We start from the raw sequence: 24,102 nt of genomic DNA on the forward strand, positions 1-24,102 counted from the left end.
CCTGCGAGCCTTGCTGCACCTGAGGAAATCCCCTAGCGAGCGGTCGTCAAGTTTGTCCTCCGGGCCGCCGTTATCGCCTCAGCAGTGCCGTAAATCCATAGCTAGAAAAAGGGGAGAGAGAATGCTGGAGCGCCTGAGCCTGAGGAAAAAATTGCTGTTGCCATTGCTGCTGAGCTGGGTCTGCCTGCTCGGGCTGACGCTATGGGACGCCTGGCAGATGCGCGAACTGCGCCTGGCGGAGAGAAAGCTCGACCTGGCGCACGTCACCGAAACCGCGCTGTCCATGGTCCAGTCGTACGAGGCACTGGGGCGCAGCGGCAAGATGCCGATGGAAGAGGCCAAGCAGCAGGCCCTGGAGCGCGTGCGCGCCATCCGCTTTGGCGAGGACGGCTACTTCACCCTGATGCATTCCAACGCGGTTGTGGTGATGCATCCGTTCAAACCGGAGATGAACGGCAAGAACATGGAAGACACCAAGGACCCGAAGGGCACTTATCTGTTCCGCGATATTGCCGCGATCGGCAAAGGCGCGGGACAGGGTTACGTGCAGTACCTGTGGGCCAAGCCTGGCGCCGAGGCGCCGCAGCCCAAGCTGAGCTACGTGGCGAACTTCAAGCCGTGGGACTGGAACTTCATCGCCGGGGTCTACCTGGACGATATCGACGCGGCGTTCCGCCAGGCGCTGCTCAAGTCGCTGGCCTTGCTGCTGGGCATCGGCACGGTGATGACTGTGGTGGTGCTGCGCATCGCCAACGGCCTGCATAAACAGCTGGGCGGAGAGCCGGCGCTGACTTCGCGCATCGCCGCGCGCATCGCCGAAGGCGACCTGGCCAGCGAAGTGCACACCGCGCCCGGTGACAACCACAGCGTGCTGTTCGCCATGCAGCAGATGCAAACCCGCCTGACCGGCGCCATCGGCAGCATCCGCGGCTCGGCGGATTCGATCGCCGGAGCGGCCAGGGAGATCGCCACCGGCAACGCCGACCTGTCGCGCCGCAGCGAAGAGCAAGCGGCGTCGCTGGAGCAAACGGCGGCCAGCATGGAGCAGCTCACCGGCACCGTGCGCCAGAGCGCCGACAACGCGCGCCAGGCCAGCCGCCTGGCCGAGGGCGCATCGGAGATCGCGGTGCGCGGCGGCGTCATCGTGGGCAAGGTGGTCAACACCATGGGCGAGATCAAGGCCGCCTCGGGCAAGGTGGTCGACATCATCGGCGTAATCGAAGGCATCGCCTTCCAGACCAATATCCTGGCGCTCAACGCGGCGGTGGAAGCCGCCCGCGCGGGCGACCAGGGCCGCGGCTTCGCGGTGGTGGCCGGCGAGGTACGCAGCCTGGCGCAGCGCAGCGCTACCGCCGCCAAGGAGATCAAGGCCTTGATCGGCAACTCCGCGCAGCGGGTGGATGATGGCTCGGCGCTGGTGGAAACCGCCGGGCAAGCGATGGACGAGATCGTGGAAGCGGTCAAGCGCGTGACCGACCTGATGGGCGAGATGCGCGCCGCCACCGAAGAGCAGACCGGCGGCATCGAGCAGGTCAACCAGGCCGTGACGCAGATGGACCAGATGGCGCAGCAGAACGCCGCGCTGGTGGAGCAGGCAGCCGCCGCGGCCGCCTCCCTCGAAGACCAGGCCGATGCGCTGCACCGCGCCGTTGGCACGTTCCGGCTGGCGGGCGCGTGAGATCCGCATAGGGCGGTAACCAGCGGCGCCCCGGGCTCGGCATGCCGGGCGCCGCCATCGCGCGCTTGACTGCGCGCTTCGCGTGCGCCGGGGACTTTCCCCGCTTGCCCGGCGCACGTTTTCTTTTTCCGCGCTCCTCCCTGCGTTTCCTCCCGCGCTTGCGCGCAACTGGTGGCCGCGCCATCCGCAAAGCCCTTCCGAAATAAGTTGAAAATTTTCCTTGTAATGAGATTAATTCCCATTTACTATTGCCTCACTGACTGACGCAGGCGAGCAAGGAAGCAAGACAAGCTTGGCCTGGCGCCAGGCACCAGAACACAGCAAGGCCAGCGGCAAGTCCGCGGCAACAAGAATTTTGAGATGTCGCAACGCGGCATCCATCACCGTCTTTTGTGGGGACCGCTCCGTACCGCGGAGCGTTTGGCAGTAGCCAGTCACCGGAGGATCGGGAAAGCAACCAGACCCCGCTTTCCCGATCGCCTCTTCGGCCGACAAGCCAAGCCATTTTTTTATTCCGCGAGCCGTGCGCCACGGCTCGCAGCAGCGGGCGGCCTTCCTTGCAGGACGCCGCCCGCTGCACGCCTACGGTTGGAATCGCGAACGTCCGCCCAATGCGCGTGATGGCGCAGCCGGCCCAGACACCTTCATTTCCGATTGATGCGCCCCGTGCGGGCGCTAAGCCGCAGCATGCTGATGCCTCCCAACAGTACCGAACCCATTGACCTCAAGCGTGCCGGACTCAAGGCAACGTCACCGCGCGTTCGCGTGCTGGAAGTTTTCCGTGCCAGCCCACGGCGCCACCTCAGCGCCGAAGACGTCTACCGCATCCTGCTGGCACAGGAAGTCGATGCCGGCTTGTCGACGATCTACCGCGTGCTCAGCCAGCTGGTGCAGGCCAACATCCTGCTGCGCCACAGCTTCGAAGCCGATCACGCAGTGTTCGAACTCAACGAAGGTGGCCACCACGACCACCTGATCTGCGTGGCCTGCGGCCGCGTGGAAGAATTCCGCGACGAAGCCATCGAAATCCGCCAGCGCGAAGTGGCAAGCGCCAATGCCTTCGTGCTGCGCGAGCACATGCTGGTGCTATACGGCCTTTGCCCTGGATGCCGAGCCGACAAATCCATCAACTGATACGGCCCTCGTTCCACCGCCCCCCATTGTCGGAACCACGGCCTCGCCCGTCCCCGCCCGTCGCGGGCACGGGTGCGCAACCGGAGTCCATCATGGATCGCCAGACCAAGCCCCTGACCGAACTCAAGCGCCTGCTGAACGATTGCCTGCATGCGCAACCCGGCTGCCAGGGCTGCCAGCTGCACGCCGTGTGCGTGCACCGGCCGGACCACACCGGGTGCAACTGGAGCGCGGAGGTCGATTTCCCCGGGACGAGCGACGAAGAAGCGATGCGGAGCTTGCCACTGGCACGCCGGGTAGTCGTGATGGTCAGGGAGCGCTTCAATGTGGAGCGGATGAACATGGGCGAACCGGGCTTGAGCCTGGCTTGAGCCCCCGGCACAGTTCACACAAGCAGGTGGCACTTGAGTGCAGGCACATGGGTGAGCGTTTTCCACCCTGCCAAATCCCCCCACCCCCTCCCCCTCCAGTTAAAATCCCCCGCTAGCCCCCGCGCGCAGCGCGGCCCCACTCAAACCCGCTCCGCGTCCAAATGCCCATCCCCTTCGCGCCCCGCCGCGCACTTCTGGCTCTAGCCCTCACCCTGGGCGCCACAGCCGCCTGGGCAGCGCCTGACGCGCCGGCCACCACCGCGCCCGCCAGTAACTGGAAGATCTCGGCCGGCCCGGGCGTGTACGCCGCGCCGGATTTCCCCGGCTCCCGCAGCACGCTTGTTTATCCGATCATCTACCAGGACATCGACTACGGCGGCCGCTTCTTCTCGCGCGGCTTCGACCTGCTAGGGGTCTACGCGGTCAACAACGATATCTGGCAGATCGGCGCCGACTTCCAGTTCGACCCGACCTGGCGCAAAAGCAAGAATGACAGCCGGCTCAGGGGCCTGGGCGACGTCAACATGACCATGCGGGCGCGCGCATTCGCGCAGGCGCAGGTGTCGTTCGTAACGTTCTCGGCGGATGTGGCGCAGGATATCGCTGGCCAGGGCCAGGGCTTGATTGCGAATGGCGATGTGCTGTTCAGCCTGCCAGCCGGTAAGTGGCTATTCACATTGGGGCCAGGGGTGACCTGGACCAACAGCAAGTACATGCAGACGTTCTTCGGCGTCACGGCGGAGCAAAGCGCGCGTTCCGGCCTGCAGACGCATGCCGTGGGTGCTGGCCTGCGCGAGTGGCATGCGAATGGCATCGTCACCTACGAGATCTCGCGCAACTGGTCCGCGCTGGCCTCCGTGACCTTTGCCCGGCTGCAGGGCGATGCGGCCAGCAGCCCGATCACCGAGCGGCGCCAGCAATGGACCACCATGGGGGCCGTGACCTACCGGTTCCGCTAAGCGCGGGGAGCACAGGTAGCGCGAGATGGGCTAGATGAGCGGGATGGCCGAGCCTTTCGCCGTCAGGGCCGGCCCGGCCCCGGCGCCACCACATTCGCGCTGGCAGCCGGGGCCGCGGGCCGCAGCACCAGCCAGACGGCCATCCCGATCAGCGCCCCGCCGGCGGCGTGTGCCCACGACAATTGCTCGCCAAGGAAGATGGCGCCCCAGACGATGCCGAACGGCGGGATCAGGAAGGTCACGGTCAGCGAGCGAACCGGGCCCAGGTCGGCAATCAGCCGGTAGTACAGGATGTACGCAATCGCCGTGCAAAGCATCCCCACCCCCAGCATCGCCATCCAAACGCCTGGGCCGGCGGCCGGCAGCGTGTTTTCGCGCATCAGTGCAACCGCGCTGAACGGCAGCAGGAACAGGGTGGCGCCAACCATGCTGCCCGTTGCCACCAGGCGCGCGTCCAGACCGCCCTGCGCGGTGATCCAGCGCCGCGCGAGGAAGCCCGCCAGACCGTAGCATGCGGTCGCCACCAGGCAGGCGGCGGCGCCGAGCAGCACCTGGGGCGAGAACGCTACCGGCCCGGTGCGGGTCAGCACCGCGACACCGGCAACGCCGAGGACGACGCCGCCGGCCTTGGCCAGCGTCAGGCGCTCGCTAAAGCACAGCGCGCCGATCAACACGCCCATCAGCGGCGTCATGGCGTTGAACACGGCGGAGTAGCCGGCCGGTAGCCACAGCGCGGCGAACGAGTACATGGCGAATGGGATGCCGGAGTTGATCACGCCCAGCACCATGACCTGCCGCCACTTGCCGCGCATGTTCCAGCGCACGCGCATCATCGCCAGGCAGGCCACGAGCGTCAGCGCCCCGATCAGTACCCGCAGAAAGGCGGCGGTCAGGGGACCAAGCACCGGCGCGCTGATCCGCAGGAACAGGAAACTGGCGCCCCAGATGGCGGCAAGGCTGAGCAGGCGGATCAGGTCGGTGGGTTTCATGGTGGGGAGAGAAAACGAGGATGGCGTGCCCGGATTAAACCCCGGTGCCAGTGTGGCCGCAAGCTGGTTTCGGACATCTCCCTGTCCCAGATTACCGCTTAAAAGTGCACTTTAATGCGCTTTTTGGAGGAATCGCCACACTGACACCCTACTGACGAGGGGGCAGTCACATGAGTTGCGTGACAAGTCGTGTTTAGTTATTTTAAAATCTGATCTGCGCCAGAGTTAATTGACCCCTCCGACGCATTCCCGACAAGCCGCCACTTACGTGGCGGCTTCTTTTTTTTGCGGCGCACGGTTCACAACTATAAATCAACGTCAACCGCAATGGGAGATGACGCGTTTGCAGCGTCATGAAACGACAGTTCCTTGGCTTGCTAGCCCGCATTTACGTCCTCCAATTTGCCGTCGAGGTGCCGGCCACCGTGGCCATGCTCGCCGAGATGCTGATGGAGTACGGGTTCCAGGTGGATATTGGCACCGTCCGTCCCTTGCTGCGCGCCTTGCAGATGGAAGGCTACATGGAAAGCGTCCTGCGTGACGGCATCGGGCGTGTCTACCTGATCACGGAACGTGGCCGGGAAGAGCTGCGCAGCAGCCGCAGCCATGTTGACGACTTGTATCGCCGGCTGCACTCGCGCAACGATCCCTCGGAAGCGTCCCACGGTTGATTGCCAGCACGGGCGGCCAGGCTTGGCCGCTTTTGCGCAGCGCCCCGGCGGCGCTCGCGCCGGGGCAGCGTGAGTCCACACTCACGCCCTCGCCTCTCCTCACAATCCCCCCGCACGCTGCCCACCAAAAACGTCCAAACGGGGTCGTTTTGCCGCAACTCGTCATGCGACGAATAACGTACCCGTTTCTGCGTGGACCACCATGCTTTGCATCAATGAAAGCGCCCGGGCAAGCCGTACGCGCTGGATTGCGCACCGCTTGCCCGGGCTTACCGGCTGACGCTGATCGCCAGGTTTTACTTCTTTGCTTCTTTACTGATTTACTTCTTCTCGGCCTTGCCTTCGTAGCGCTTGCTCCACTCGGCGAGAATGCGGTCCCGGTTGGCGCTGGCCCACGTGAAGTCATTCTTGATCAGGCGCTTCTCGTAGTCGGCCGGCAGCAGCGGATCCGGCTTGGCGATGCCCGGGATGGCCAGCACCGCGAAGTTCTTCTCGTACAGCGCCATGGCGTCGGACGAAGCGGAGAAGTCGGCCAGCTTGCGCGCCGCATCCAGGTTCTTGGTGCCCTTGATGATCGCGGTGGCCTCGATGTCCCAGCCCAGCCCTTCGGACGGCAGCACGATGTCGATCGGCGCGCCTTCCTTCTTGGACTTCATCGCACGGTATTCAAACGCGATGCCGATCGGGAACTCGCCTTGCGCCGCCATCTTGCAGGGCTTGGAGCCGGAGTGCGTATACAGGCCGATGTTCTTGTGCAGGGCGTCCATGTAGGACCAGCCCTTTTGCTCGCCCATCATCTGCAGCCAGGCGCTCACGTCCAGGTAGCCGGTGCCCGACGACGCAGGATGCGGCATGACGATCTTGCCCGCGTATACCGGCTTGGCCAGGTCGGCCCACGACGTGGGCTTGGGCAAGCCCTGCTTTTGCGCCTCGATGGTGTTAAAGCAGATTGCCGCGCCCCATACGTCCATGCCAACCCATGCCGGCGGATTGGCGGCGCTGCGGTATTGCGCGTCCACCGCCGCCAGGTTCTTCGGCGCGTACGGCTGCAGCATGCCTTCCTTGTCGAGGATGGCGAGGCTGGAACCGGCCAGGCCCCACACCGCGTCGGCGCGCGGCGCGGCCTTCTCGGCCAGCAGCTTGGCGGTCACGATGCCGGTGGAATCGCGCACCCACTTGATCTCGATGTCCGGGTTGGCCTTCTCGAACGCGGCCTTGTAGGCGGCGATCTGGTCAGCCTCCAGCGCGGTGTAAACCGTGAGCACGGTATTGGCATGGGCGGCGCCGGCCAGCAGCGCGAAGGCGGCCACGGCGGTGGCGGTGCGGAACAGGTGAGTCATGGTTTCTCCTTGGAAGGCATGTCGTGAAGTTCGGGTCGTGAAATGCGTATCGCGGCGCCGGCGCTGGTTAGCGACGGCAAATCAAGGCGCCGGCGCGCGCCAGGCTTGCGTGCGGCGCAGCCAGCCGCGCGCGGCGCCCATCAGCAGCAGGCAGGCCAGCGCCGAGGTCAGCAGGATCAGCGTGGACATGGCCGCGGCTGGCGCGGTGTCGCCGGCATCATCCATGTTCAGCACCGAGATCGCGGCCAGCACGGTATCGGGGCTATAGAGGAAGATCACCGCGGATACCGTGGTCATGGCCGAGACAAACAGGTAGCGGAAGATATCGATCAGCGCGGGCAGGCAGATCGGCACCGTCACCCGCCAGCAGGTGACCAGCGGCGCCACGCCCAGCGACAGCGCGGCGGCCTCGAACTCGGCATCGAGCTGGCGCAGCGCGGCGGCGGCGGTAAGGTGGCCGGTGGTGTAGAAGTGGGCCACGTTGCAGATCACCAGCAGCGTCATGGTGCCGTAGAGCCCGTGCAGCGGATTGGAGGGCGCGTTGAAGAAGAACACATAGCCCAGCCCGAGTACCAGCCCGGGCACCGCCATCGGCAACACAAAGCCGGCGCGCAGCACGCCATGCAACCACGCCGGCCCGCGCGTGCGCTCGGTCAGCCACGCGCCGAAGAAGATCGCCAGCGTGCCGGCCAGTGCGCTCAGCGCGGCCAGGCGCAAGCTGTTGCGGTAGGCCAGCCAGCCGCCGCCATCCATATTGTCGAAGTCGTAATGCGCCAGCGTGAGCTGCAGGTTGTACGGCCACAGCTTGACCAGCGAAGCGCCCACCGCCGCCGCCAGCATGATCAGCAAGGCGGCGCCGATCACCGTCACCACCAGCGTGCAACACGTGTCGCGCAGCCCGTCGCGGCCCGGCACATAGACCTGGGCACGGCTCGACATCTGCGCGCGTTGCCGGCGCTGCATGGCGATGTCCACGCCGAACGTCAGCAGCGCCGGCAACAGCAGCAGCATGCCGATCAGCGCGCCGCGCGCGAACTGCTGTTGCCCCACCACGGCCTTGTAGGCTTCCAGCGCCAGCACCGGATAGCCGCCGCCCACCACCTTGGGCACGCCGAAATCCGTCACCACCAGCGTAAACACCAGGCACGCCGCGCCAAACAGGCCGTGCCGCGCACCCGGAAGCGTCACCGTGAGGAAGGTGCGCCAGGCGGAGGCCCCCATGGCGCGCGCGGCCTCGTACAGGCGCGCGTCGGCCAGCGAGAGCGCGGCCATCAGCACCATCAGCGCATGGGGAAACGTATAGAAGGCCTCGCCCAGCACGATGCCCCAGAAACCATAGATGCCGCCTGCGCCGAATGCCCCCTTGAAGACGCCCTGGTTGCCGAACAGGTAAACCAGCGCGATGCCCGGCAGCAGCGAAGGGGCGAACAGCGGCAGCAGCGCAATGCCCCGCCAGAGCGGCTTGAACGCGATACGGGAGCGTTGCAGCGCGTAGGCAAAGCCAAAGGCCAGCGGCACCACCAGCGCGGCCACGGTCAGCGAGACGGCCACGCTGCGGCCCAGCAGCGGCAGGAAATTCGGGTTGGCGACCATCTCGGCCACGCGCGCAGGCAAGGCCCAGCGCCCGGCTTCATCGAACCATGCCTGGCCAAACAGCGCCAGCAGCGGCAGTACCAGCGCCACGGCCAGCCCGGCAAGCCAGAGCCACTTCATCGCAGCGGGCGCGGCATGCGCGATGCGGTCCGCCGCGCTGCCGGCGCCACGCCCGCGCCTGACAGTGGCATCGCGATCGGCCTTCGCCCCGGCCACGGGCAATGCGCGCGTCATGCGAACACCTGCAGCGCCTGGCTGGGCAGCGACACCCAGAACTTGTGGCTGCCCGGCGCCGGCAGCAGGTGGCGCTCCTCGCGCAGTACGTCGGCAAACAGCGTGTGGCCCGGCAGGCGGTCGGCCTCCAGCATCAGGCGATAGCGGCTGCCCAGATAGGTCTGGTCGACAATGCGCGCCAGCAGGCGGTTGGGCTCGCCTTCCACGGGGTGCAGCCGGATGGCTTCCGGGCGGCAGCACAGCCGGGCTGCGCCTTCGGCCACCTCGCCGGCGCGGGCCGGGGACACGGCCAGGTCGAGCTCGCCCACGCTGAAGGTATCGCGCCCGCTGAGCCGGCCATCCAGCCAGTTGGCCTGACCGATGAATTCGGCCACGAAGGCCGAGGCCGGGCGCTCGTAGATCTCGCCGGGCGTGCCGACCTGCGCGATGCGCCCGCCCTCCATCACGGCGATGCGGTCCGCCATCGCCATGGCTTCATCCTGGTCGTGCGTGACCATGACGGTAGTGACGTTCAAGCGCCGCTGCAACTGGCGCAACTCCAGCCTCAGATGCTCGCGCACCCTCGCATCGAGTGCCGACATCGGCTCATCGAGCAGCAGCAGCGACGGTGCCGGCGCCAGCGCGCGCGCCAGTGCCACGCGCTGCTGCTGGCCGCCCGAGAGCTGCCCGGGGAACTTGCGCTCGCTGCCCGCCAGGCCTACCAGCGACAGCATTTCCGCGACGCGGGCTTCGCGATGCGCACGTCCCATGCCCCGGCCCTGCAAGCCGTAGGCCACGTTCTGGGCCACCGGCAGATTGGGAAACAGCGCATAGGACTGGAACAGGATGCCGTAGTCGCGCGCCTGCGGTGGCAAGCCTGTCAGCTCGCGCCCGCCGGCGTGGATACGGCCCGTGTCCTCGCGCTCCAGCCCCGCGATGATGCGCAGCAAAGTGGTCTTGCCGCAACCCGAAGGGCCCAGCAGGCACAGCAGTTCCCCCTGCGCCACCGACAGCGAAACGCCGTCCAGCGCCTGGAACCCTCCCGCCCCTCCGAAACGCTTGCCTACCTGCTCGACCGCCAGGAACGCGCGGCCCGGCGCGGACTCACCTGCTTGCATGGACAACCCTCTGCGCTTTGATAACAGCGGGCAGCATAGGAGCGGCGCATGCCAGCCGTGTGGCAGTTGGGCAAAGAATCCCGATGCAGGTATCGGCGGATTTTGGGGATGCGGCTCAATCCGCGGCCGGCACCCGTTGCGCCCAGGCCTGCATGGTCGCTTCACCGCCTGCCGCGCAGATCTCCATCAGGCCGGCCAGCGGCACCGCCTGGCAGAACAGGTAGCCCTGCACGGCATCGCAGCCGTGTTCGCGCAGGAAGGCGAACTGCGCGGGCGACTCCACGCCTTCGGCCACCACCTGCAGGTGGAGCTGGTGGCCAAGGGTGATGATGGCGGCCGCCACGGCCTGGTGATGTTCATCGTGCGCGACGTCGTCGACGAAGGCTTTGTCGATCTTCAGCTTGTCGATCGGCAGCCGCGTCAGGTAGCTCAAGCCCGAATAGCCCGTGCCGAAATCGTCGATCGACAATCCCACGCCGAGCGCGCGCACGCGCTCGAAGGTGTCGATGGTCTTGCTCCCGCCCTCGATCAGGATGCCCTCCGTCACCTCGATGGTGAGGCTCGAAGCCGGCAGCCCGGCGGCCGCCAGGCATTGCGTGACCATAGCGGGAAACCCTTCCTGGCGCAGTTGCAGCGGCGAGATATTCACCGCCACATCCAGCTCCACGCCAAGCTCGCTGCGCAGGTGCTGGATCTCGCGGCAGGCCGTGGCCAGGATCCACTCGCCCAGCGGCATGATCAGGCCGCTTTGCTCGGCAATCGGGATGAACTCGGTTGGCGGGATCACGCCGCGCTCGGGCGTTTCCCATTGAATGAGCGCTTCCACGCCGGCAATGCGCAAGGTGGCCGTGTCGACGATGGGCTGGTAGCGCAGCTTGAACGCCTGCGTGGCCAGCGCGCGCCGCAGCAGCCCCTCGATGGTGAAACGCGCCATGGATGCCTCGGCCATCTCGCTGGAGAAGCGGCTGAGCTGCGCACCGCCGCGGCGCTTGGCCGCGTACATGGCGGCATCGGCGTTCCTGAGCAGGTCGGCCAGGTTGTCGCCGTCGTCGGGGCACAGCACCATGCCGATCGAGGGCGTCACGCGCAGGCGCTGGTTGCCTAGCTGCAGGTCTTCCGACAGGCGGGCCAGGATCTTGGCGGCGACCAGCTCGGCCTCGCTGTCCTGGCTCAACGGGTCGAGCACCACCACGAACTCGTCGCCGCCCATGCGGGCAACCAGGTCGGCGTGGCGCACCGCGGCCTTGAGGCGATCGGCCACGATACGCAGCACCTCATCGCCGATGTGGTGGCCGAGCGATTCGTTGATGCGCTTGAACTGGTCGAGATCGAGCAACAGCAGCGCGATGCGCTCGCCCTTGCGCAGCGCGCGCTGCAGCACCAGTTCCGTGCGCGCATGCAGTTGGGCGCGGTTGGGCAGGCCCGTAAGCGCGTCGTGATGCGCCAGGTGCCGGATGTATTCGTCCGCACGCTTGCGCTCCGTCAGGTCATGCGCGATGGCGAGATAGCCGCCGGCATCCAGGCCACCGTTGCCGGCCTCGCCAGCAAAGGCCGGGGCCGGCGGGTTCCCCGTGCCGCCGGGCAGGTGCGCCTCGGGCAGCGCGGTCAGCGTCAGTTGCACCGGCAGGCGCGAGCCGCCCTTGCGGACATAGGTCCACTCCTGTTCGTCGGTCAGCCCGTGCCGGGCCTTGCCGACCACGGCGGCCAGGCCCGGCGCCACCGGCTCGCCCAGCTCGTTGGTGAGCACGGCAGCGCGCGCCGCAACCTCCTTGGGATCGAGGAAGTCCAGATAGCGCATGCCTGCGGCCACCTCGCTGGCCTGGTACCACAGCATGCGCTGGCCGGCGCGGTTGATGCCGGTCACCGTGCCGTTGCGGTCGAAAGTGATGACGCACAGCGCGGTGTGATCGAGCACGCGCGCGCTGCGCTCTGCCGCATCGGCGGCCGCCAGTTCGGCGCGGCGGATGGCGCTCAGGTCGGTCACTACCCACAGCACCCGGCCGGGCCCGGCAGCAGGCACCGGCGCCACCGCCACGCGCACGGGGATGATGGTGCCGTCGGACCTGCGGGCGTGGCTCTCCAGCCGCCCCTCCAGCGCCGTCGCGGCCAGCGTGGCGGCATCGGGCAGCAAGGTAGCGATGATGGTGCCGGGGAACTGGTCCGGCGCCTTGCCGAACAGCCCTGTGGCCGCCGCGCTGGCGATCTGGACACGGCCGCCGGCATCGCATACCAGGAAGGCATCGCTGGCGCTGGCCAGGCCCGCGCGCTGCAGGGCGCCATCCGCCTGCCGGCCCTGGCGCGCCCGCGCCGCGAGCTGCCACGCCCTGCGCCGCTGGCGTGCCAGGCCAAACACAATCCAGGCTAGCAGCAGCGTGCCTGCCGTGCCGAGCGCCAGTACCAGCATGGAGCGTCGCGGGCGATGCGCCGATTCGAAGGCCGGCGTGGTGGTGGCGCGCAAGGTCCAGACCCTGCCGCCATAGGTCAGCTCGCGTTCGGCCTGCAGCAATGGCGCGAGGACCGGCGCGCCAGCCGGCAAGGGCTCGGCGTCACCGGCCAGGAGCGCGCCGGGCTTGGTGTCGCGTCCTTCATAAAGCAGCAGCGACAAGGTGCCGGCCGCGGGCAGGCTGACCCCGCGCAGCAGGTCTTCCAGGCGCAGCGAGGTATAGACATAGCCGGTCACGGCCAGCTGCCGCTGGGTAGGGGTGTTCAGCGGCAGGCCACTGCCGTACACCGGCAGGTACAGCACCGCGCCACGCTGCGGCGCCTGCGTTTCGCTCTCCCGCGTGAGTTCCACGCCGCCGCTCAGGCGCGCCTCGCCGCTATCGCGGGCAGCCTCGGCGGCAGCGCGGCGCACGGGATCGGACATGATGTCAAAGCCAAGCGCCCGCGTGATGCGCCCGGCGAAGGGCTCGACATACACAACCGGCGCGTACACGTCGCGCGGGCCCAGCGGGTAGACCTCGAATCCGGGCTGGCCCTCGCGGCGCATCGTCTCCACCAGCCAGTCGAGCTCCCGTGGCGGGGTCAGGCGCGCATAACCGATCGAATGCGTGCCGGGCGGCAGGTCATCCAGCTGGGTGGTGTACAGGTAGTTGCGCCACTGCTCGCGGGTGAGGGCGGGATCGGCGGCGAACAGCCCGGTGGTGCCGCGCAGCAGCTGCTCGTTGTCCAGCAGGCGCCGTTGCAAGGCGGAGAAGACCGGCGAGAACACCGCCTCGAAATCGCCCCGCGCCACCTCGCGCTCGAGCGTATGCATGCCACGCCAGGCGCCGCCAGTCGCCAGGGCGCCGGCCGCGGCGACCAGCAGGGACAGCAGGACTGGCGAAATTGAGGGCAGTTTCATGACTTGGGAGTGCGGATGGGATCCCTCGGTGGCCTCGCCCAGCCGCCGCAGGGCGACGGTCCACTATACCGTGGCGGCAATGGCTCGCCCACCCCCGGCGCGCCACTGTAACGTGCGGCGCCACACGCTGGCGGGCGCGGCCCGCGTGCGCCCATGCCAGACTCGCGCGGGGCTGGCGCTTGTGGTAGGGTTGGCGGGCCTGCAAGCCTGCCGAAGCCCGACTCCCGGCAACCATGCGGGCCGGCCGTCCAGAAGGCGCGCGCCGTCCCCCGACTCCGCCGGCTCGCATGCCCCAAGTTTCGCTTTCCCTGAAGGCGCGTCTCGCGCTGATTACCACAGCGCTTGCCGCCGTGCTTGGTACCGGCATCGTGCTGGCATCGCTTTATTACGCACACGACGACCTGCGCGCCGCGCTGCAAGACCAGCAGGACTCCATCGTCAAGCTAGCCTCGGACCAGCTCGACACTGCCATGGAAGACCGCATCACCCTGCTGTCCCATGTAGCGCCGCAACTGGCCGGCGAGCTCTCCCGCCCGGGCGCCGAGCTGCGCCTGCTGCTGGAGCGGCGGATTCCCGTGCCCGGCACCTTCAATGCGTTCATGCTGGCCGATGCCCAGGGCCGCGTGCTGGCCCGGGATGGCGTGCAGGTCAGCATTGCCGACCGCGACTACTTCCGCGAAGCCGCGCGCACCCTTGAGCCTGTGATCACCCCGCCTATCCGCGCCCGTATCAATGGCGCGACCGGCGTGCTGGTGGCGGTGCCCATCGTCTCGAAGCAGGGCGAATTCCTTGGCCTGCTGGGGGGCTGGCTCGACCTGTCGAGCGCCAACTTCCTGGTGGAGATCACCCACAACCGGCTCGGCACCACCGGCTTCTATTGCCTGGTATCGGGAGGGCGGATGCCGGTCTATGTGCGGCACCCCGATCCGGCCAAGGCCACGCAGCCGGCCCGCGCGCTGGGAGACACCTGCGGCGTCGACGACCGCAGCGGGCGCGTCGAGTTTCTCTCGCCCGCCAGGCCGCTGATCTCGCGCTACCTGATGGAGAGCACCGGATGGGAGCTGGTGGCGGTGCTGCCAGCGCAGGAGGCGTTCGCGCCGCTGCACGCCATGCAGGTGCGCTTCCTCGCGCTGGCGCTGCTGTCGCTGGCGGTGGTGGCCCTGCTGATCTGGCTGACAGTGCGGCATCTGCTGACGCCGCTCACCCGCCTGCACCAGGTGGTAAGCGATAGCGCGCACGACCTCGCGGCCTACGAGAAACTGCCAGCGCAGCAGCGTGACGAGATCGGCGATCTGGCGCGCGCCTTCGGGCAGTTGATGCATGACGTGCGCGAGCGGCGCGAGCAGCTCGACCTGAGCGAGCGCCAGTTGCGCGCGGTCACCGATACGCTGCCTGCGCTGCTGGCGTTTATCGGGCCCGACGAGCGCTATGTCTTCAACAATCTCGCCTACGAGCGGACTTTCGGCATCACGGTGCAGGCGCTGCGCGGCATGACCGTGCGCGAGGTGATCGGCGACACCCGCTATGCCCGCGCCCGGCCGTTCCTGCAAAAAGCGCTGGCAGGCAACGCGGTGACGTTCGAGACGGAAGAAAGCGATCCGGATTACCGCTGCATGGAGACCAGCCTGCGCCCCGAATGGAGCGCGGATGGCGGCCATGTGGTGGGCGTGCATGTGCATGTGCAGGACGTGACCCAGCGCAAGCTGGAGACCCTGCGGCTATCGCGCATCTCCCGGCTCGACCACCTGACCCAGTTGCTCAACCGCAACGCCTTCGAGGCGCTGCTGCAGGCCGCCATGGCGCGCAGCCGCGAAGACGGCCGGCTCATGGCGCTGCTCTACCTGGACATGGATCGCTTCAAGGCGGTCAACGACTTCCACGGCCACATCACCGGCGACCTGCTGCTGCAGGCCTTCGGGCGGCGCCTGCAGCGCTGCGTGCGCGAGCGCGACACGGTGGCGCGCCTGGGCGGCGACGAGTTCGCGGTAGTGCTGGAGGATATCGGCGGCGCGGCCAATGCCCAGCGCATTGCGCAGGCCATCGTGCACTCGGTGAGCCGGCGCTTTTTCATCGACGGGGTGTTTGCCGATGTGGATGTGAGCATCGGCGTGGCGCTCTACAAGGGCGCACCTATGCCGGACCAGGAGCTGATGCGCCAGGCCGATGCCCTGCTCTACCGCGCCAAGGCGGCAGGCCGGGGCCGCTTCGAGATGGGACCGCCGGAACTACTGGACAGCTGACTTAGCTCGCCTGGCTGACTTACTTGCCTTCTTCGAACGGCACATGCTTACCGTCGCGCGACTGATAGCCCAGCTTGGTGTCCGCGCCCATCATCCGCTCCCATGCCACCATGGCATCCGCCACGGCTTGAGGCTCGCCCTTGAACACCAGCACGTCATTGCCGCAGTTCGGGCACTGCCCGCCAAACACGGCATCGATGCCGCGCAGGTTGGGGGCGTCGATGGCATCGAAGGTACTGAACGCCGTCTTGCACGCGCCGCACACCAGTTGCGCGGGCCGCATGCCTTCGAGCCGCGCGCGGGCCTGGCCGGCACGCTCTGCCTGGCTGCCCCGTTGTTTTGCTTCACCCATGATGGACTTCCTTTGCGCAGCCGCCTGGCTGCGCTTCACTTGATTGATTCATCCGTTGCGCGCCCCTCAGAACGGCGCGGGGCCCACGGCCGACTGCGGCGCCACCGGCGGGAACGCGATCAGCCCGGTCTGGCGCTGCAACGCGTAGCGCACATAGACGCCGGCATACCACTGGCGATAGTCGCGCGCGTTGTCGATGCCAAGCATGCCGCCGACAAACAGCTGCTGGGCCGCCTGGTACTCCATCGAGCCAACCAGATTGTAGGCCAGGCCGGTCTTGGACTGGCCAGGATAGACGGTGTTGCCGGCCGCCGACTGGGCCGCTCGATCGGTCGGGAAATAGTCCGACGCATCCTCGCGGAACGCCTGCATGCCTAACGCGCCGCGCACATTGTAGGCCAGCCGGCCGCTGCGCCCTGCCAGCGAGAGCGGCACGGTCACGGCGAAGTAGGTCTGCGGGCTGAAGTAACCGCCTTGGCCGAAGGTGAAGTAGCGCAGGTTATCCGCGTACCCCATCGAGGTGAAGTTCACCCCGCTCATCAGGCGCTGCTCGGTGCTGTCGATCAGGCGCAGGTAGAACCCGCCACCGCCTTCCCAACGCGTGTTGCGCTTCACATCGTGGCCGGTCAGCAAGCCATAGCCGCCGTAGCCGTAGATGCCGAAGAAGCCATCGTCCCAACCCAGGTCGACGCGCCCGCTGCTGTTCATCACGCCCCCCCACTGCAGGCCGGTGCGGTCATCGCGCGCGCCCGCGTACGACAGCAAGCTGTCGGTGACAGGGCGGCGCGATGCGCCAAGCGACAGCGTGGTACGTTGCGTCAGCGGCAGGTTGAAGCGCACGCCGGTATTGACGTCGGTGTAGCGGAAGCCCAGCGGCGTGCTGCCAATGTCAGCCTTGATGCGGTCCGATTCATAGGCCACGCCCAGCGCCACACCAAAGGCATTCTGCTGGCCGGCGGAAGTGGACCGCAGCGGCGTGCCGGCCGAGTTGACGGGCGCGCCGCCCACCGGGACCGCCAGCGGGCCGCCGCCAAAGCGCGAGGCGCTGTTGAAGTCGCTGCCGACGGAGCCCGCGTCCAGCGCGACCGGTGTCACGCGCGCCACCAGCTTGCCGTTGCCGACGGCTATCTTGGCTTCGGCCACCACCTGCATCTCGGTGAGCTGGCTCATGCCGGAGTCGCCATTGCGCCCGCGTAGCACAGGGCCACCGGCGAGCGTGCTGGTGCGCTGCGATTCGATCTCGTTGAGTTCCTGCTGCGCAGTCTTGGGGCCGGTCGGGTTGGCCTGCGAATCGGCTTCGGCCAGCCAGGGCGCGCGCGACTGCGCGCCAATCGGCTGGCGCGCGGTCGCGGCGGGCACGGGTGCCGCCGCGTAGCCGCCGGCCGCCGGCGCGGTGTACTGCGCAGCGGGATACTGAGGTGCCATGGCCTGCTGCGGCACGGGATAGGGCACACCCGGTTGCTGGGCGACCTGCGCGTTGGCTGGATAGGCGGGGTAGGCCTGGCCAGCCTGACCAGTCTGATAAGCCTGATTGGCTGGATAAGCCTGCGCCGGCGCCTTGGCCGCGCGCGTATTCTTGCCGCGCGTGCTGGCGGGCGCCTGCATCGGCATCGGCGCTTGCACCTGCTGCGCATAGTAGGCCTGCGGCTGCTGGATCTCCGGTGCCATGCCCTGCCCGGCGGCGGACACCGGCGCCGGGATGTAGGGTTGCGAGGCCTGTGCGCCGGCGTTCATCATCACCGGCGCGGGCGCCATTGCCGGCTGGGGCGCGGCCGCGGCACGCGTGGGACCGGGCACGATCAGGTACGGCGCCTGCGACCCGGGCGGCGGCAACTGCGAACTGCCGCGCTGGCCGGGCAGGCCGACAAACGGGTTGGACGGCACGCGGTCGAAGCCCGCGCCATCCGGGCGCGCGCCGGCCGAGGCTATGCCCGCGGCATTCTCTGCCGCCACTGCTGCGCGGAAGTACTCGGCGGCGCGCGAGGTCTTGCCTTGGGCGCGGTAGAGCCGCCCGGCGGCGGTCAGCACCTTGGGCGATCTGGGCGCCTGCGCCAGCGCCATCTGCAGCGTGCCTTCGGCCCAGCTGTACTCCTTGGCGGCGGTGGCGGTGCCGATCGCCGCCAGCATCAGGTCAAGGTTGCGCGGATCCTTCTCCAGCACGCTCTCGTACAGCGTCAGAGCCTTCTTGTTCTCGCCCGCCTGCGCGTACATGCGCGCCAGGCTGGCGCGCACGGCGCTGTTGCCGGGGCGCTCGGAGAGCGCCGGCGCCAGCATGTCGTAGGCAGCCACGAGGTCGCCGCTCTCGGTCAGCGCATCGGCCTGGCGCACGATGTAGGCGACCCGCAGATCGTCATAGTCACGGCGCTGCGAACTACTCAGGCTGGCGTTGGCGAGCTGGCGCAGCACACCGGCCAGTTCCACGTCCTGCCTGGTCTTGAGCAGAATGGCGGCGTACTGCAGTTGCATGCCGACGTCCGGGCGCACCGTGCGGCCCATGACGTTGCGCATCAGCGAGAGCGCACGCGCCTCGTCGCCCGCATCGGCGTAAGCCAGCGCCAGCGCGCCGAGCTGGTCGGGGTCCTGCTGGGCGTAACGTTCCGCTTGCTGCAGCACGCCCAGCGCCGCGGCCTGCTGGCCGGCGGCGGCGAGCCCGCTGGCTCGCTCGGCTTCGGCGTGCACCCACAGGCGGCGTTGCAGGGTGCCCATGTCGCGGGTGCGGTTCTGCGGGGGAATGCGCTCCAGCGCTTCAAGCCCGCTTTGCCAGTCGCCGGTTTCGGCGGACAGCAACGCGCTGGCATACAGCGCGTCCGGCATATTGGGGTTGGACAGCAACAGGCCGTCCATGACGCTGCGCGCCTGCTCCTTCAAGCCCATCGATGCATAGGCGCGCGCTACATCCAGGCGCACCCAAGGGTTGGTCGGGTCGGCCGCCATCGCGTCTTCCAGCGCGCGGCGCGCGCCGGCGGCATCGCCGCGCTGCAAGGCGGCGCGGGCCTGGCCACGCGCCTCCTCGGCGCGCAGCTTGCCCAGCGAGCCGACCTTGTCCTGCTGGGCGGGCGTGAGATTCTGCACGATGGCGAGCGCTTCCGCGCTCTTGTTCTGCGCCGCCAGCACGCCAACCAGGCCGCGCGTAGCGTCGGGGTTGTCGGGCTGCTGCTTGAGCACGCGACGATACGCGGCTTCGGCCGGGGCGTACTGGCCTTCCTCGGCCATCACGTCGGCCAGCGCCACCTGGGCGGAAGGCTCGCGCGGGTCGAGCTTGACCGCTCGCTCCAGCAGGCTGCGCGCCTCGGCGCGGTTGCCCGCGCCGCGCGCGGTGCTGGCCTGCTCGGACAGCAGCCAGTACGTGGCGCTGTTCTGCGCGCTGCGGTAGCGGCCGCCGGCACCACGCTTGGCGGCCTGGTCGAGGAAATCCAGGGCCTCGGCAAACTTCTCCTGCTTGAGGCGCAGCACGCCCATGCCGCCGAGCGCGTCTGCGTCGCCGGGGCGCTCCTGCAGCGCGGCCTGGAACCGGTCGCCGGCGCGTTCGAGGTCGCCGGCATCCATGGCATCGAAGCCTTGTTGCACGATCTGGCGCACGGGGTTGCCAGCGGCGCCTGCCGCTTGCGTGGCTTGCTGCTGTTGCTGCTGGGCCTTGACCGCATCAAGCTTGGCGCGGATGGTGGCGTCGTCGGGATGGCTTGCCAGCCAGGCCTGGTACAGCGGCGCATCCGCCGGGCGGCCGCCCAGCCAGGTCAGCGCCCGCCGCCAGCTCTCGCTGGCCTGAGCAGCTACGTCACTGCTTTTAGACAGCGCCTCCAGCTGGCGAATGCCGTCGCGGCGCGTGGACTCGCGATAGGTCAGGTGCTGCGCCAGCGCGAGCTGCGCGCGGTTGTCCGACGGATTGGCACGGGCCAGTTGCTCCAGGCCCTTGCGGGCTTCATCCCAGCCCTGCGCCGTGCCGCCCAGCGTCTGGTAGTACTCCAGCGCCAGGTTGCCTTGCGGCACCGCGCCGCCCGCGGCTTGCTGATAGCGCTTGACCGCTTCCTCGCTCTGGCCGCTGCGCGCCAGCTGGCGCGCCTGCTCGACCTGCCGGGTCGCGCCGCCGCTGCTGATCACCTGCGTGAGGCGCGCCACCAGCGGGGAGTTGGGCTGGGCCTTCTTCAGGCGCTCCAGGTAGGTGCGCGCGCCATCGGGGCGGCCCGCCTCGGCTTCGGCCACGCCCATGCCATACAGGGCTTCCGGCTGGGCCGGATTCAGGCGCAGGATCTTCTGCCACGCTTCGGCAGCGCGGTCGCTGCGGCCGCGTTCCTGCCAGTACTTGCCCTGGTCCACCAACAGCTTGACCGGGTCTTCCTGCGCCGTGGCGGCCGCGGCGAACGCCGTCAGCAGGCTCAGCACCAGCGTCTTGGCACGCAGGCCCTTGCCGCGCGCGGTGTCCGCAACAATGTGCTGCCCGCTCGCCGAGCGGGGGGTGTTCGCGCGTCCGTTCATGGCCGGGCGCTTGCGGTTCGACATGTCTTCTCCCACTCCAGCTCCAGTTGCCCCGAAGGCGCGAACCGGTAGCGGCCTTCGGCAAAGCCGAGGCCGAATAATCCCAATACGGTGTCGTAGTACGTGGCGGCGGATTTGCCCGTGGCTGAGTCGATCATCGTCTCCGCCCGGGTGCGCTGCACCGCGGCCGCCGGCGATCCAGCCGCCTGCAGGAACGGCACCAGTGCGGCGGAGAAGCCCGCCGGGCCGTCGCCGTCCACTGCGCCGCTGTCGGCGTGCATGCGCTCGGGCGGCGCGGCGCGTCCCGCCATGCGCTGCGCCTGCGGCGCCAGTGCCTTCATCAGCATGCGGCCAGCGGCGTCACCGCGCGGTGTCACGCCGGCCCACAGGTAGACGCGGATGGCGTCATAGCTGCTGACGTCGCCCTTGTCCGGGTCGGTGAGAAAACCGGTGCCGGCCGCGTCGCTGCGGTAGGCCGACCAGTCGGGCACGATGCCCTGTTTGGCCACTGCGTCGACCAGCTTGCCGGCCTGCGTGGCGAGCGTGCCCCACGGGCCGGACGGCTCGACAGCGGCCAGGCGGCGCAGCAACGGCACCGGCAGGTAGCTGGCGTTGAGGCGCCACTGGCGCGGGCCATCGGCATTGCCTTGGACAAAGCCCTGCGGCGCCGGCAACAGCATGGTGCCAAAGCCGGGCAGCGACACCACCTCTTGCTTGGCCACCAGCTTGAGCAGCGCGCGCGCCTGCTCGCCATAACGCGGCTGCTTCCACAACCGTGCAGCTTCAAGCAGCGCGAAGGCGAACCACAGGTCGGCATCCGATGCGGGGTTGGCATCGATCACGCCCCACGAGCCGTCGGCCCGGTGGCCCCACTGCCAGGCGGGCAGCTTGTCCTGCAGGTTGCCCGCGCCGAGGTTGGCAACGCTCCATTGCCACAGGCGGTCGAAGGTAGCGCGGTCGTTGGCCATCAGGGCGAACACCATGCCGTAGGACTGGCCCTCGGAGGTGCTTTGCTGCTCCTTGGTGGACGGGTCGAGCACGCGGCCGTCGGCCTGCACGAAGCGGGACAGGAACTGCTGGTACAGCGGCCACGCACAGGCAGCCTGCGGCGATGCCTTCGGCGCTGCGGCATGCGCCAGCGCGGGCCAGCCACCCAGCACCCCGAGCGCGCCCAGGCCGGGCAAGCCCGCGATCCATCGGCGGCGTGTGCGGTTCACGCTCACTTGTGTTCCCCCAGCTTGCGGCGCGCGGCGCGCGCCCGCAGCGACAGATACATCAACACCGCCAGCAGCAGCGCAGCGCCGCCGATCATCAGCACCATGACAAGGGGGCGCTGCGATAGCCACCACTGCACATAGGTCCAGGGCGGCAGCTTGCCCACGTGGTAGTTCTGCTGTGCCGCCAGGCTGTCGATCTCTTTGCCGCGCACCAGCGCCAGGCTGCCTTGCACCTTCGTGACCCGGTCGGGATCGAGCAGCACCTCGGTCACGGTCTGCAGGCCCTGCGGCGCGTTGCTGGTGACGGCCACCACACTGCGCCCGGACGCCAGTGGCGACTCGAAGGCGCTTAGCGCGGCATCGGTGCTGGCGCTGCTGATCGACATGCGCGTCTCGACCGGGTGGTTGCGCGTGCCATCCGCGCCGTTCCACCAGCCCGTCACGGCGGAGACCAGATCGGTCAGCGCAAAGCGCTTTTCATTGCCGGCCAGCGTGACCGGCATGCGCTCGGCCCATTGCGTGAAGAGCGGCTGGCTCTGCGTGGTGCCGATCACCAGCAGGTCGCGCGCGGCCTGCTTGTCGACCTGCGCGGCGCCGCTCACGGCCACTCCGGTGGCGGGATAGCCGGTGGACTCGCCCATGCGCCCCATCAGCGTGAGGTAAGTCGAGTAGTCCTCGGCAGCGGGCTTGTCCGGCAGGATGACCGCGGTCTCGGAGAGGTCGGCCATGCGCGTGAAGGGGAAGCCACTGTTGCCAAACACCGCCAGGTCAGGCAGCGCGATAAAGTGCGGCAGGCCGGTGATGTTGATGGTCGAGTCCGGGTCGATCGCGCCCTTGACGTTGTCCAGCATCACGTCCTTGCACGCGCCCTGCTTGAGGTAGTCGTAGTAGAAATGGAACTGCAGCTGCGACTGCGCGGGCAGCATGAACAGCGGCAGCGCGATGCGCTCGTCGACCGGCACCGAGCCATCCGGCAGCACCTTGGCCAGCAACTGGCTGGCACGGCCCTCCTGGTTCTTGACCGAGCGCAGCGCGTAGGCGCGCAGGAACTGGTTGCTCACGCTGATGTTGAGGGTGGACTTGTCCACCACCGGGCGCGGCGTATAGCGGTACTTCAGGTCGATCGGGATGCCCTTGCTGCGCCAGCCGAACAGGTCGGGCGGCAGCCGGAAATTCACCCGCACCAGGTCCGGGTTGTAGCCCGAGACATTGAGGTCGCGCACTTCGGCTAGCTCGCCGAAGCGCACCGGGCGGTCGCTGCGGATCCAGTTGGGCGCGTCGTAGGGCACGCGCGGCGCCACGTCGTCGAGCTTGTTGATGGTGGCGCTCTGCCCGGACAACGCGCGCGCCCCGAGCGTGAGCGCCTGCGCCGCGGTCTTGAGCTCGGCGCTGTCGCGGCCCATCACCAGCAGCAGCTTGCCGTTCGCATCGCCCGGATTCGGCACCACCGCGATCGACGGCCCGCCGATGGCGGGCACCTGCACGCCGGCGGGCTTTTCCTCGTTGGTGACGAACACCACCGCATTGCCGGTAGCCGGTACCTGGTTGAGCGTGGCGGCAAACGACGCACCGCGATAGCCGGCCAGCGCGCCGAACCATGACGAGACCGTGCCCGCGGCTTCCAGCGTAGCCGTCGACGGCGCACCAGCGAACACAAAGGGCAGCCTGAGGCGGCTAACGTCACGGCGATCGAAGAACGGCAGCGGCAGCAGCGCCAGGTCGTTGGCCAGCGCCACCGGCGTAAGCGTGAGCTCCAGCACGCTGCTGTTGCCAACGGTGGCCCACAGGCTGGAGTGGAAGGGATCTTCGCAATCGGTGGTGTAGTGGCCGATCAGCTGCAGGTTGAGGCGGTTGAACTCGGTGATCAGCCGCGGCTCGATCGGCACATCGCGCTCCAGGCTGGTGCCCGCGGTGTCCTTGGGCACCGGCACGGCGCCGGCAACCTCGCCGTTGACCATCACGTTGATATGCGACAGCGCCGGTATCAGCGCGGGCGAATACGTGTAACGCAATTTCAGGCGCGCGCCAGTCACGACCTCGTCGGCGCGGATCGAGAACGGCACGCCGTTGATGGCGTCCACGCCACGCAACTGGAACGGCGCGGTGGCACCCAGCTGCTTGAGCGTGAGCTGCACGGTGCGCGCGCCGCTGCGGGGCGCTGCGGCGGCGGCCTGCGCCGCCACCCCGGCGGGCGACTGCGCGGCGACCGCGTCGCGCGTGGTGTCGGGCACGCCGGCGCGCTGGGCGCCGGCCGGGGTCACCGTCAGCATGGCGAGCGCGAGCAATGCGCTAAGGCGGGTCGCGGCGGGCAGGCGCGCGGTGCGGTGCGCGGTTGAGCGCGCAGGCGTGCGATCGGTCAGGCGTGGTGTCTTGGTCAAACGCATTCTCTGTCTTTTTGCCAGTGGTCCGGT

Annotated in this window: 15 protein-coding genes; 6 read left to right on the plus strand and 9 right to left on the minus strand. The window is 68.4% G+C overall.

What is annotated here, in order from left to right:
• Positions 1–121 precede the first annotated feature (121 nt).
• The 4 genes from AC1Q7Q_RS27480 to AC1Q7Q_RS27495 all read left to right on the plus strand — a co-directional run bounded on the left by AC1Q7Q_RS27480 (position 122) and on the right by AC1Q7Q_RS27495 (position 4,142).
• Positions 122–1,678 (plus strand): methyl-accepting chemotaxis protein, encoded by a 1,557-nt coding sequence (locus AC1Q7Q_RS27480; RefSeq protein WP_492375638.1) that lies wholly within the window; start codon positions 122–124, stop codon positions 1,676–1,678.
• Between the two features lie 687 nt (positions 1,679–2,365).
• On the plus strand, positions 2,366–2,812 hold the full coding sequence (fur, locus tag AC1Q7Q_RS27485; protein ID WP_492375639.1) for a ferric iron uptake transcriptional regulator: 447 nt from the start codon (positions 2,366–2,368) through the stop codon (positions 2,810–2,812).
• Between the two features lie 92 nt (positions 2,813–2,904).
• Positions 2,905–3,183, plus strand: coding sequence for a hypothetical protein (locus AC1Q7Q_RS27490; protein ID WP_492375640.1), 279 nt, complete (start codon positions 2,905–2,907; stop codon positions 3,181–3,183).
• 161 nt (positions 3,184–3,344) lie between these two features.
• Positions 3,345–4,142 (plus strand): MipA/OmpV family protein, encoded by a 798-nt coding sequence (locus tag AC1Q7Q_RS27495; RefSeq protein WP_492371951.1) that lies wholly within the window; start codon positions 3,345–3,347, stop codon positions 4,140–4,142.
• A gap of 62 nt (positions 4,143–4,204) precedes the next feature.
• Here the strand turns inward: AC1Q7Q_RS27495 and AC1Q7Q_RS27500 are convergent, their stop codons facing one another.
• A complete protein-coding gene (locus AC1Q7Q_RS27500; protein ID WP_492371950.1) occupies positions 4,205–5,131 on the minus strand; it encodes a DMT family transporter in 927 nt (308 codons plus the stop codon).
• 353 nt (positions 5,132–5,484) lie between these two features.
• Here AC1Q7Q_RS27500 and AC1Q7Q_RS27505 point away from each other — a divergent pair, with 353 nt between their 5' ends.
• On the plus strand, positions 5,485–5,802 hold the full coding sequence (locus AC1Q7Q_RS27505; protein ID WP_150985106.1) for a PadR family transcriptional regulator: 318 nt from the start codon (positions 5,485–5,487) through the stop codon (positions 5,800–5,802).
• 320 nt (positions 5,803–6,122) lie between these two features.
• Here the strand turns inward: AC1Q7Q_RS27505 and AC1Q7Q_RS27510 are convergent, their stop codons facing one another.
• From AC1Q7Q_RS27510 to AC1Q7Q_RS27525, 4 genes are all read right to left on the minus strand, one after another.
• On the minus strand, positions 6,123–7,142 hold the full coding sequence (locus AC1Q7Q_RS27510; protein WP_492371949.1) for a putative 2-aminoethylphosphonate ABC transporter substrate-binding protein: 1,020 nt from the start codon (positions 7,140–7,142) through the stop codon (positions 6,123–6,125).
• An 81-nt stretch (positions 7,143–7,223) separates the two neighbouring features.
• Positions 7,224–8,969 carry a putative 2-aminoethylphosphonate ABC transporter permease subunit gene (locus AC1Q7Q_RS27515; RefSeq protein WP_492371948.1) on the minus strand — a complete coding sequence of 582 codons (1,746 nt, stop codon included), beginning with the start codon at positions 8,967–8,969 and terminating at the stop codon, positions 7,224–7,226.
• The gene (locus AC1Q7Q_RS27520) at positions 8,966–10,066 is read right to left on the minus strand and encodes a putative 2-aminoethylphosphonate ABC transporter ATP-binding protein (protein ID WP_492371947.1); all 1,101 of its coding nucleotides are present in this window, start codon (positions 10,064–10,066) and stop codon (positions 8,966–8,968) included. Before AC1Q7Q_RS27520 ends, AC1Q7Q_RS27515 begins: the two co-directional genes overlap by 4 nt.
• Before the next feature lie 115 nt (positions 10,067–10,181).
• Positions 10,182–13,409 carry a bifunctional diguanylate cyclase/phosphodiesterase gene (locus AC1Q7Q_RS27525; protein ID WP_492371946.1) on the minus strand — a complete coding sequence of 1,076 codons (3,228 nt, stop codon included), beginning with the start codon at positions 13,407–13,409 and terminating at the stop codon, positions 10,182–10,184.
• Between the two features lie 287 nt (positions 13,410–13,696).
• On the opposite strand from AC1Q7Q_RS27525, the gene AC1Q7Q_RS27530 reads away from it, so the two are divergent.
• Positions 13,697–15,649, plus strand: a complete 1,953-nt coding sequence (locus AC1Q7Q_RS27530) for a sensor domain-containing diguanylate cyclase (protein WP_492371945.1) — start codon at positions 13,697–13,699, stop codon at positions 15,647–15,649.
• Positions 15,650–15,668: 19 nt separating this feature from the next.
• Here AC1Q7Q_RS27530 and AC1Q7Q_RS27535 read toward each other — a convergent pair whose 3' ends face one another.
• From AC1Q7Q_RS27535 to bcsB, 4 genes are all read right to left on the minus strand, one after another.
• Positions 15,669–16,001 (minus strand): hypothetical protein, encoded by a 333-nt coding sequence (locus AC1Q7Q_RS27535; protein WP_441632494.1) that lies wholly within the window; start codon positions 15,999–16,001, stop codon positions 15,669–15,671.
• 66 nt (positions 16,002–16,067) lie between these two features.
• Positions 16,068–20,498 (minus strand): cellulose synthase subunit BcsC-related outer membrane protein, encoded by a 4,431-nt coding sequence (locus AC1Q7Q_RS27540; RefSeq protein WP_492387237.1) that lies wholly within the window; start codon positions 20,496–20,498, stop codon positions 16,068–16,070.
• Positions 20,471–21,697 carry a cellulose synthase complex periplasmic endoglucanase BcsZ gene (gene bcsZ, locus AC1Q7Q_RS27545; RefSeq protein ID WP_492371943.1) on the minus strand — a complete coding sequence of 409 codons (1,227 nt, stop codon included), beginning with the start codon at positions 21,695–21,697 and terminating at the stop codon, positions 20,471–20,473. The genes AC1Q7Q_RS27540 and bcsZ overlap by 28 nt, the downstream gene beginning before the upstream one ends.
• Positions 21,694–23,961, minus strand: a complete 2,268-nt coding sequence (gene bcsB, locus AC1Q7Q_RS27550) for a cellulose biosynthesis cyclic di-GMP-binding regulatory protein BcsB (protein ID WP_492371958.1) — start codon at positions 23,959–23,961, stop codon at positions 21,694–21,696. The genes bcsZ and bcsB overlap by 4 nt, the downstream gene beginning before the upstream one ends.
• Between the last annotated feature and the right edge of the window lie 141 nt (positions 23,962–24,102).

This window comes from Cupriavidus sp. GW823-FHT07A04 (assembly GCF_058794615.1).

Coding starts and splice junctions, on each gene's coding strand:
- AC1Q7Q_RS27480 (WP_492375638.1), top strand. CDS start 122: ATGCTGGAGCGCCTGAGCCTGAGGAAAAAATTGCTGTTGCCATTGCTG.
- fur (WP_492375639.1), top strand. CDS start 2,366: ATGCTGATGCCTCCCAACAGTACCGAACCCATTGACCTCAAGCGTGCC.
- AC1Q7Q_RS27490 (WP_492375640.1), top strand. CDS start 2,905: ATGGATCGCCAGACCAAGCCCCTGACCGAACTCAAGCGCCTGCTGAAC.
- AC1Q7Q_RS27495 (WP_492371951.1), top strand. CDS start 3,345: ATGCCCATCCCCTTCGCGCCCCGCCGCGCACTTCTGGCTCTAGCCCTC.
- AC1Q7Q_RS27500 (WP_492371950.1), bottom strand. CDS start 5,131: ATGAAACCCACCGACCTGATCCGCCTGCTCAGCCTTGCCGCCATCTGG.
- AC1Q7Q_RS27505 (WP_150985106.1), top strand. CDS start 5,485: ATGAAACGACAGTTCCTTGGCTTGCTAGCCCGCATTTACGTCCTCCAA.
- AC1Q7Q_RS27510 (WP_492371949.1), bottom strand. CDS start 7,142: ATGACTCACCTGTTCCGCACCGCCACCGCCGTGGCCGCCTTCGCGCTG.
- AC1Q7Q_RS27515 (WP_492371948.1), bottom strand. CDS start 8,969: ATGACGCGCGCATTGCCCGTGGCCGGGGCGAAGGCCGATCGCGATGCC.
- AC1Q7Q_RS27520 (WP_492371947.1), bottom strand. CDS start 10,066: ATGCAAGCAGGTGAGTCCGCGCCGGGCCGCGCGTTCCTGGCGGTCGAG.
- AC1Q7Q_RS27525 (WP_492371946.1), bottom strand. CDS start 13,409: ATGAAACTGCCCTCAATTTCGCCAGTCCTGCTGTCCCTGCTGGTCGCC.
- AC1Q7Q_RS27530 (WP_492371945.1), top strand. CDS start 13,697: ATGCCCCAAGTTTCGCTTTCCCTGAAGGCGCGTCTCGCGCTGATTACC.
- AC1Q7Q_RS27535 (WP_441632494.1), bottom strand. CDS start 16,001: ATGGGTGAAGCAAAACAACGGGGCAGCCAGGCAGAGCGTGCCGGCCAG.
- AC1Q7Q_RS27540 (WP_492387237.1), bottom strand. CDS start 20,498: ATGTCGAACCGCAAGCGCCCGGCCATGAACGGACGCGCGAACACCCCC.
- bcsB (WP_492371958.1), bottom strand. CDS start 23,961: ATGCTGACGGTGACCCCGGCCGGCGCCCAGCGCGCCGGCGTGCCCGAC.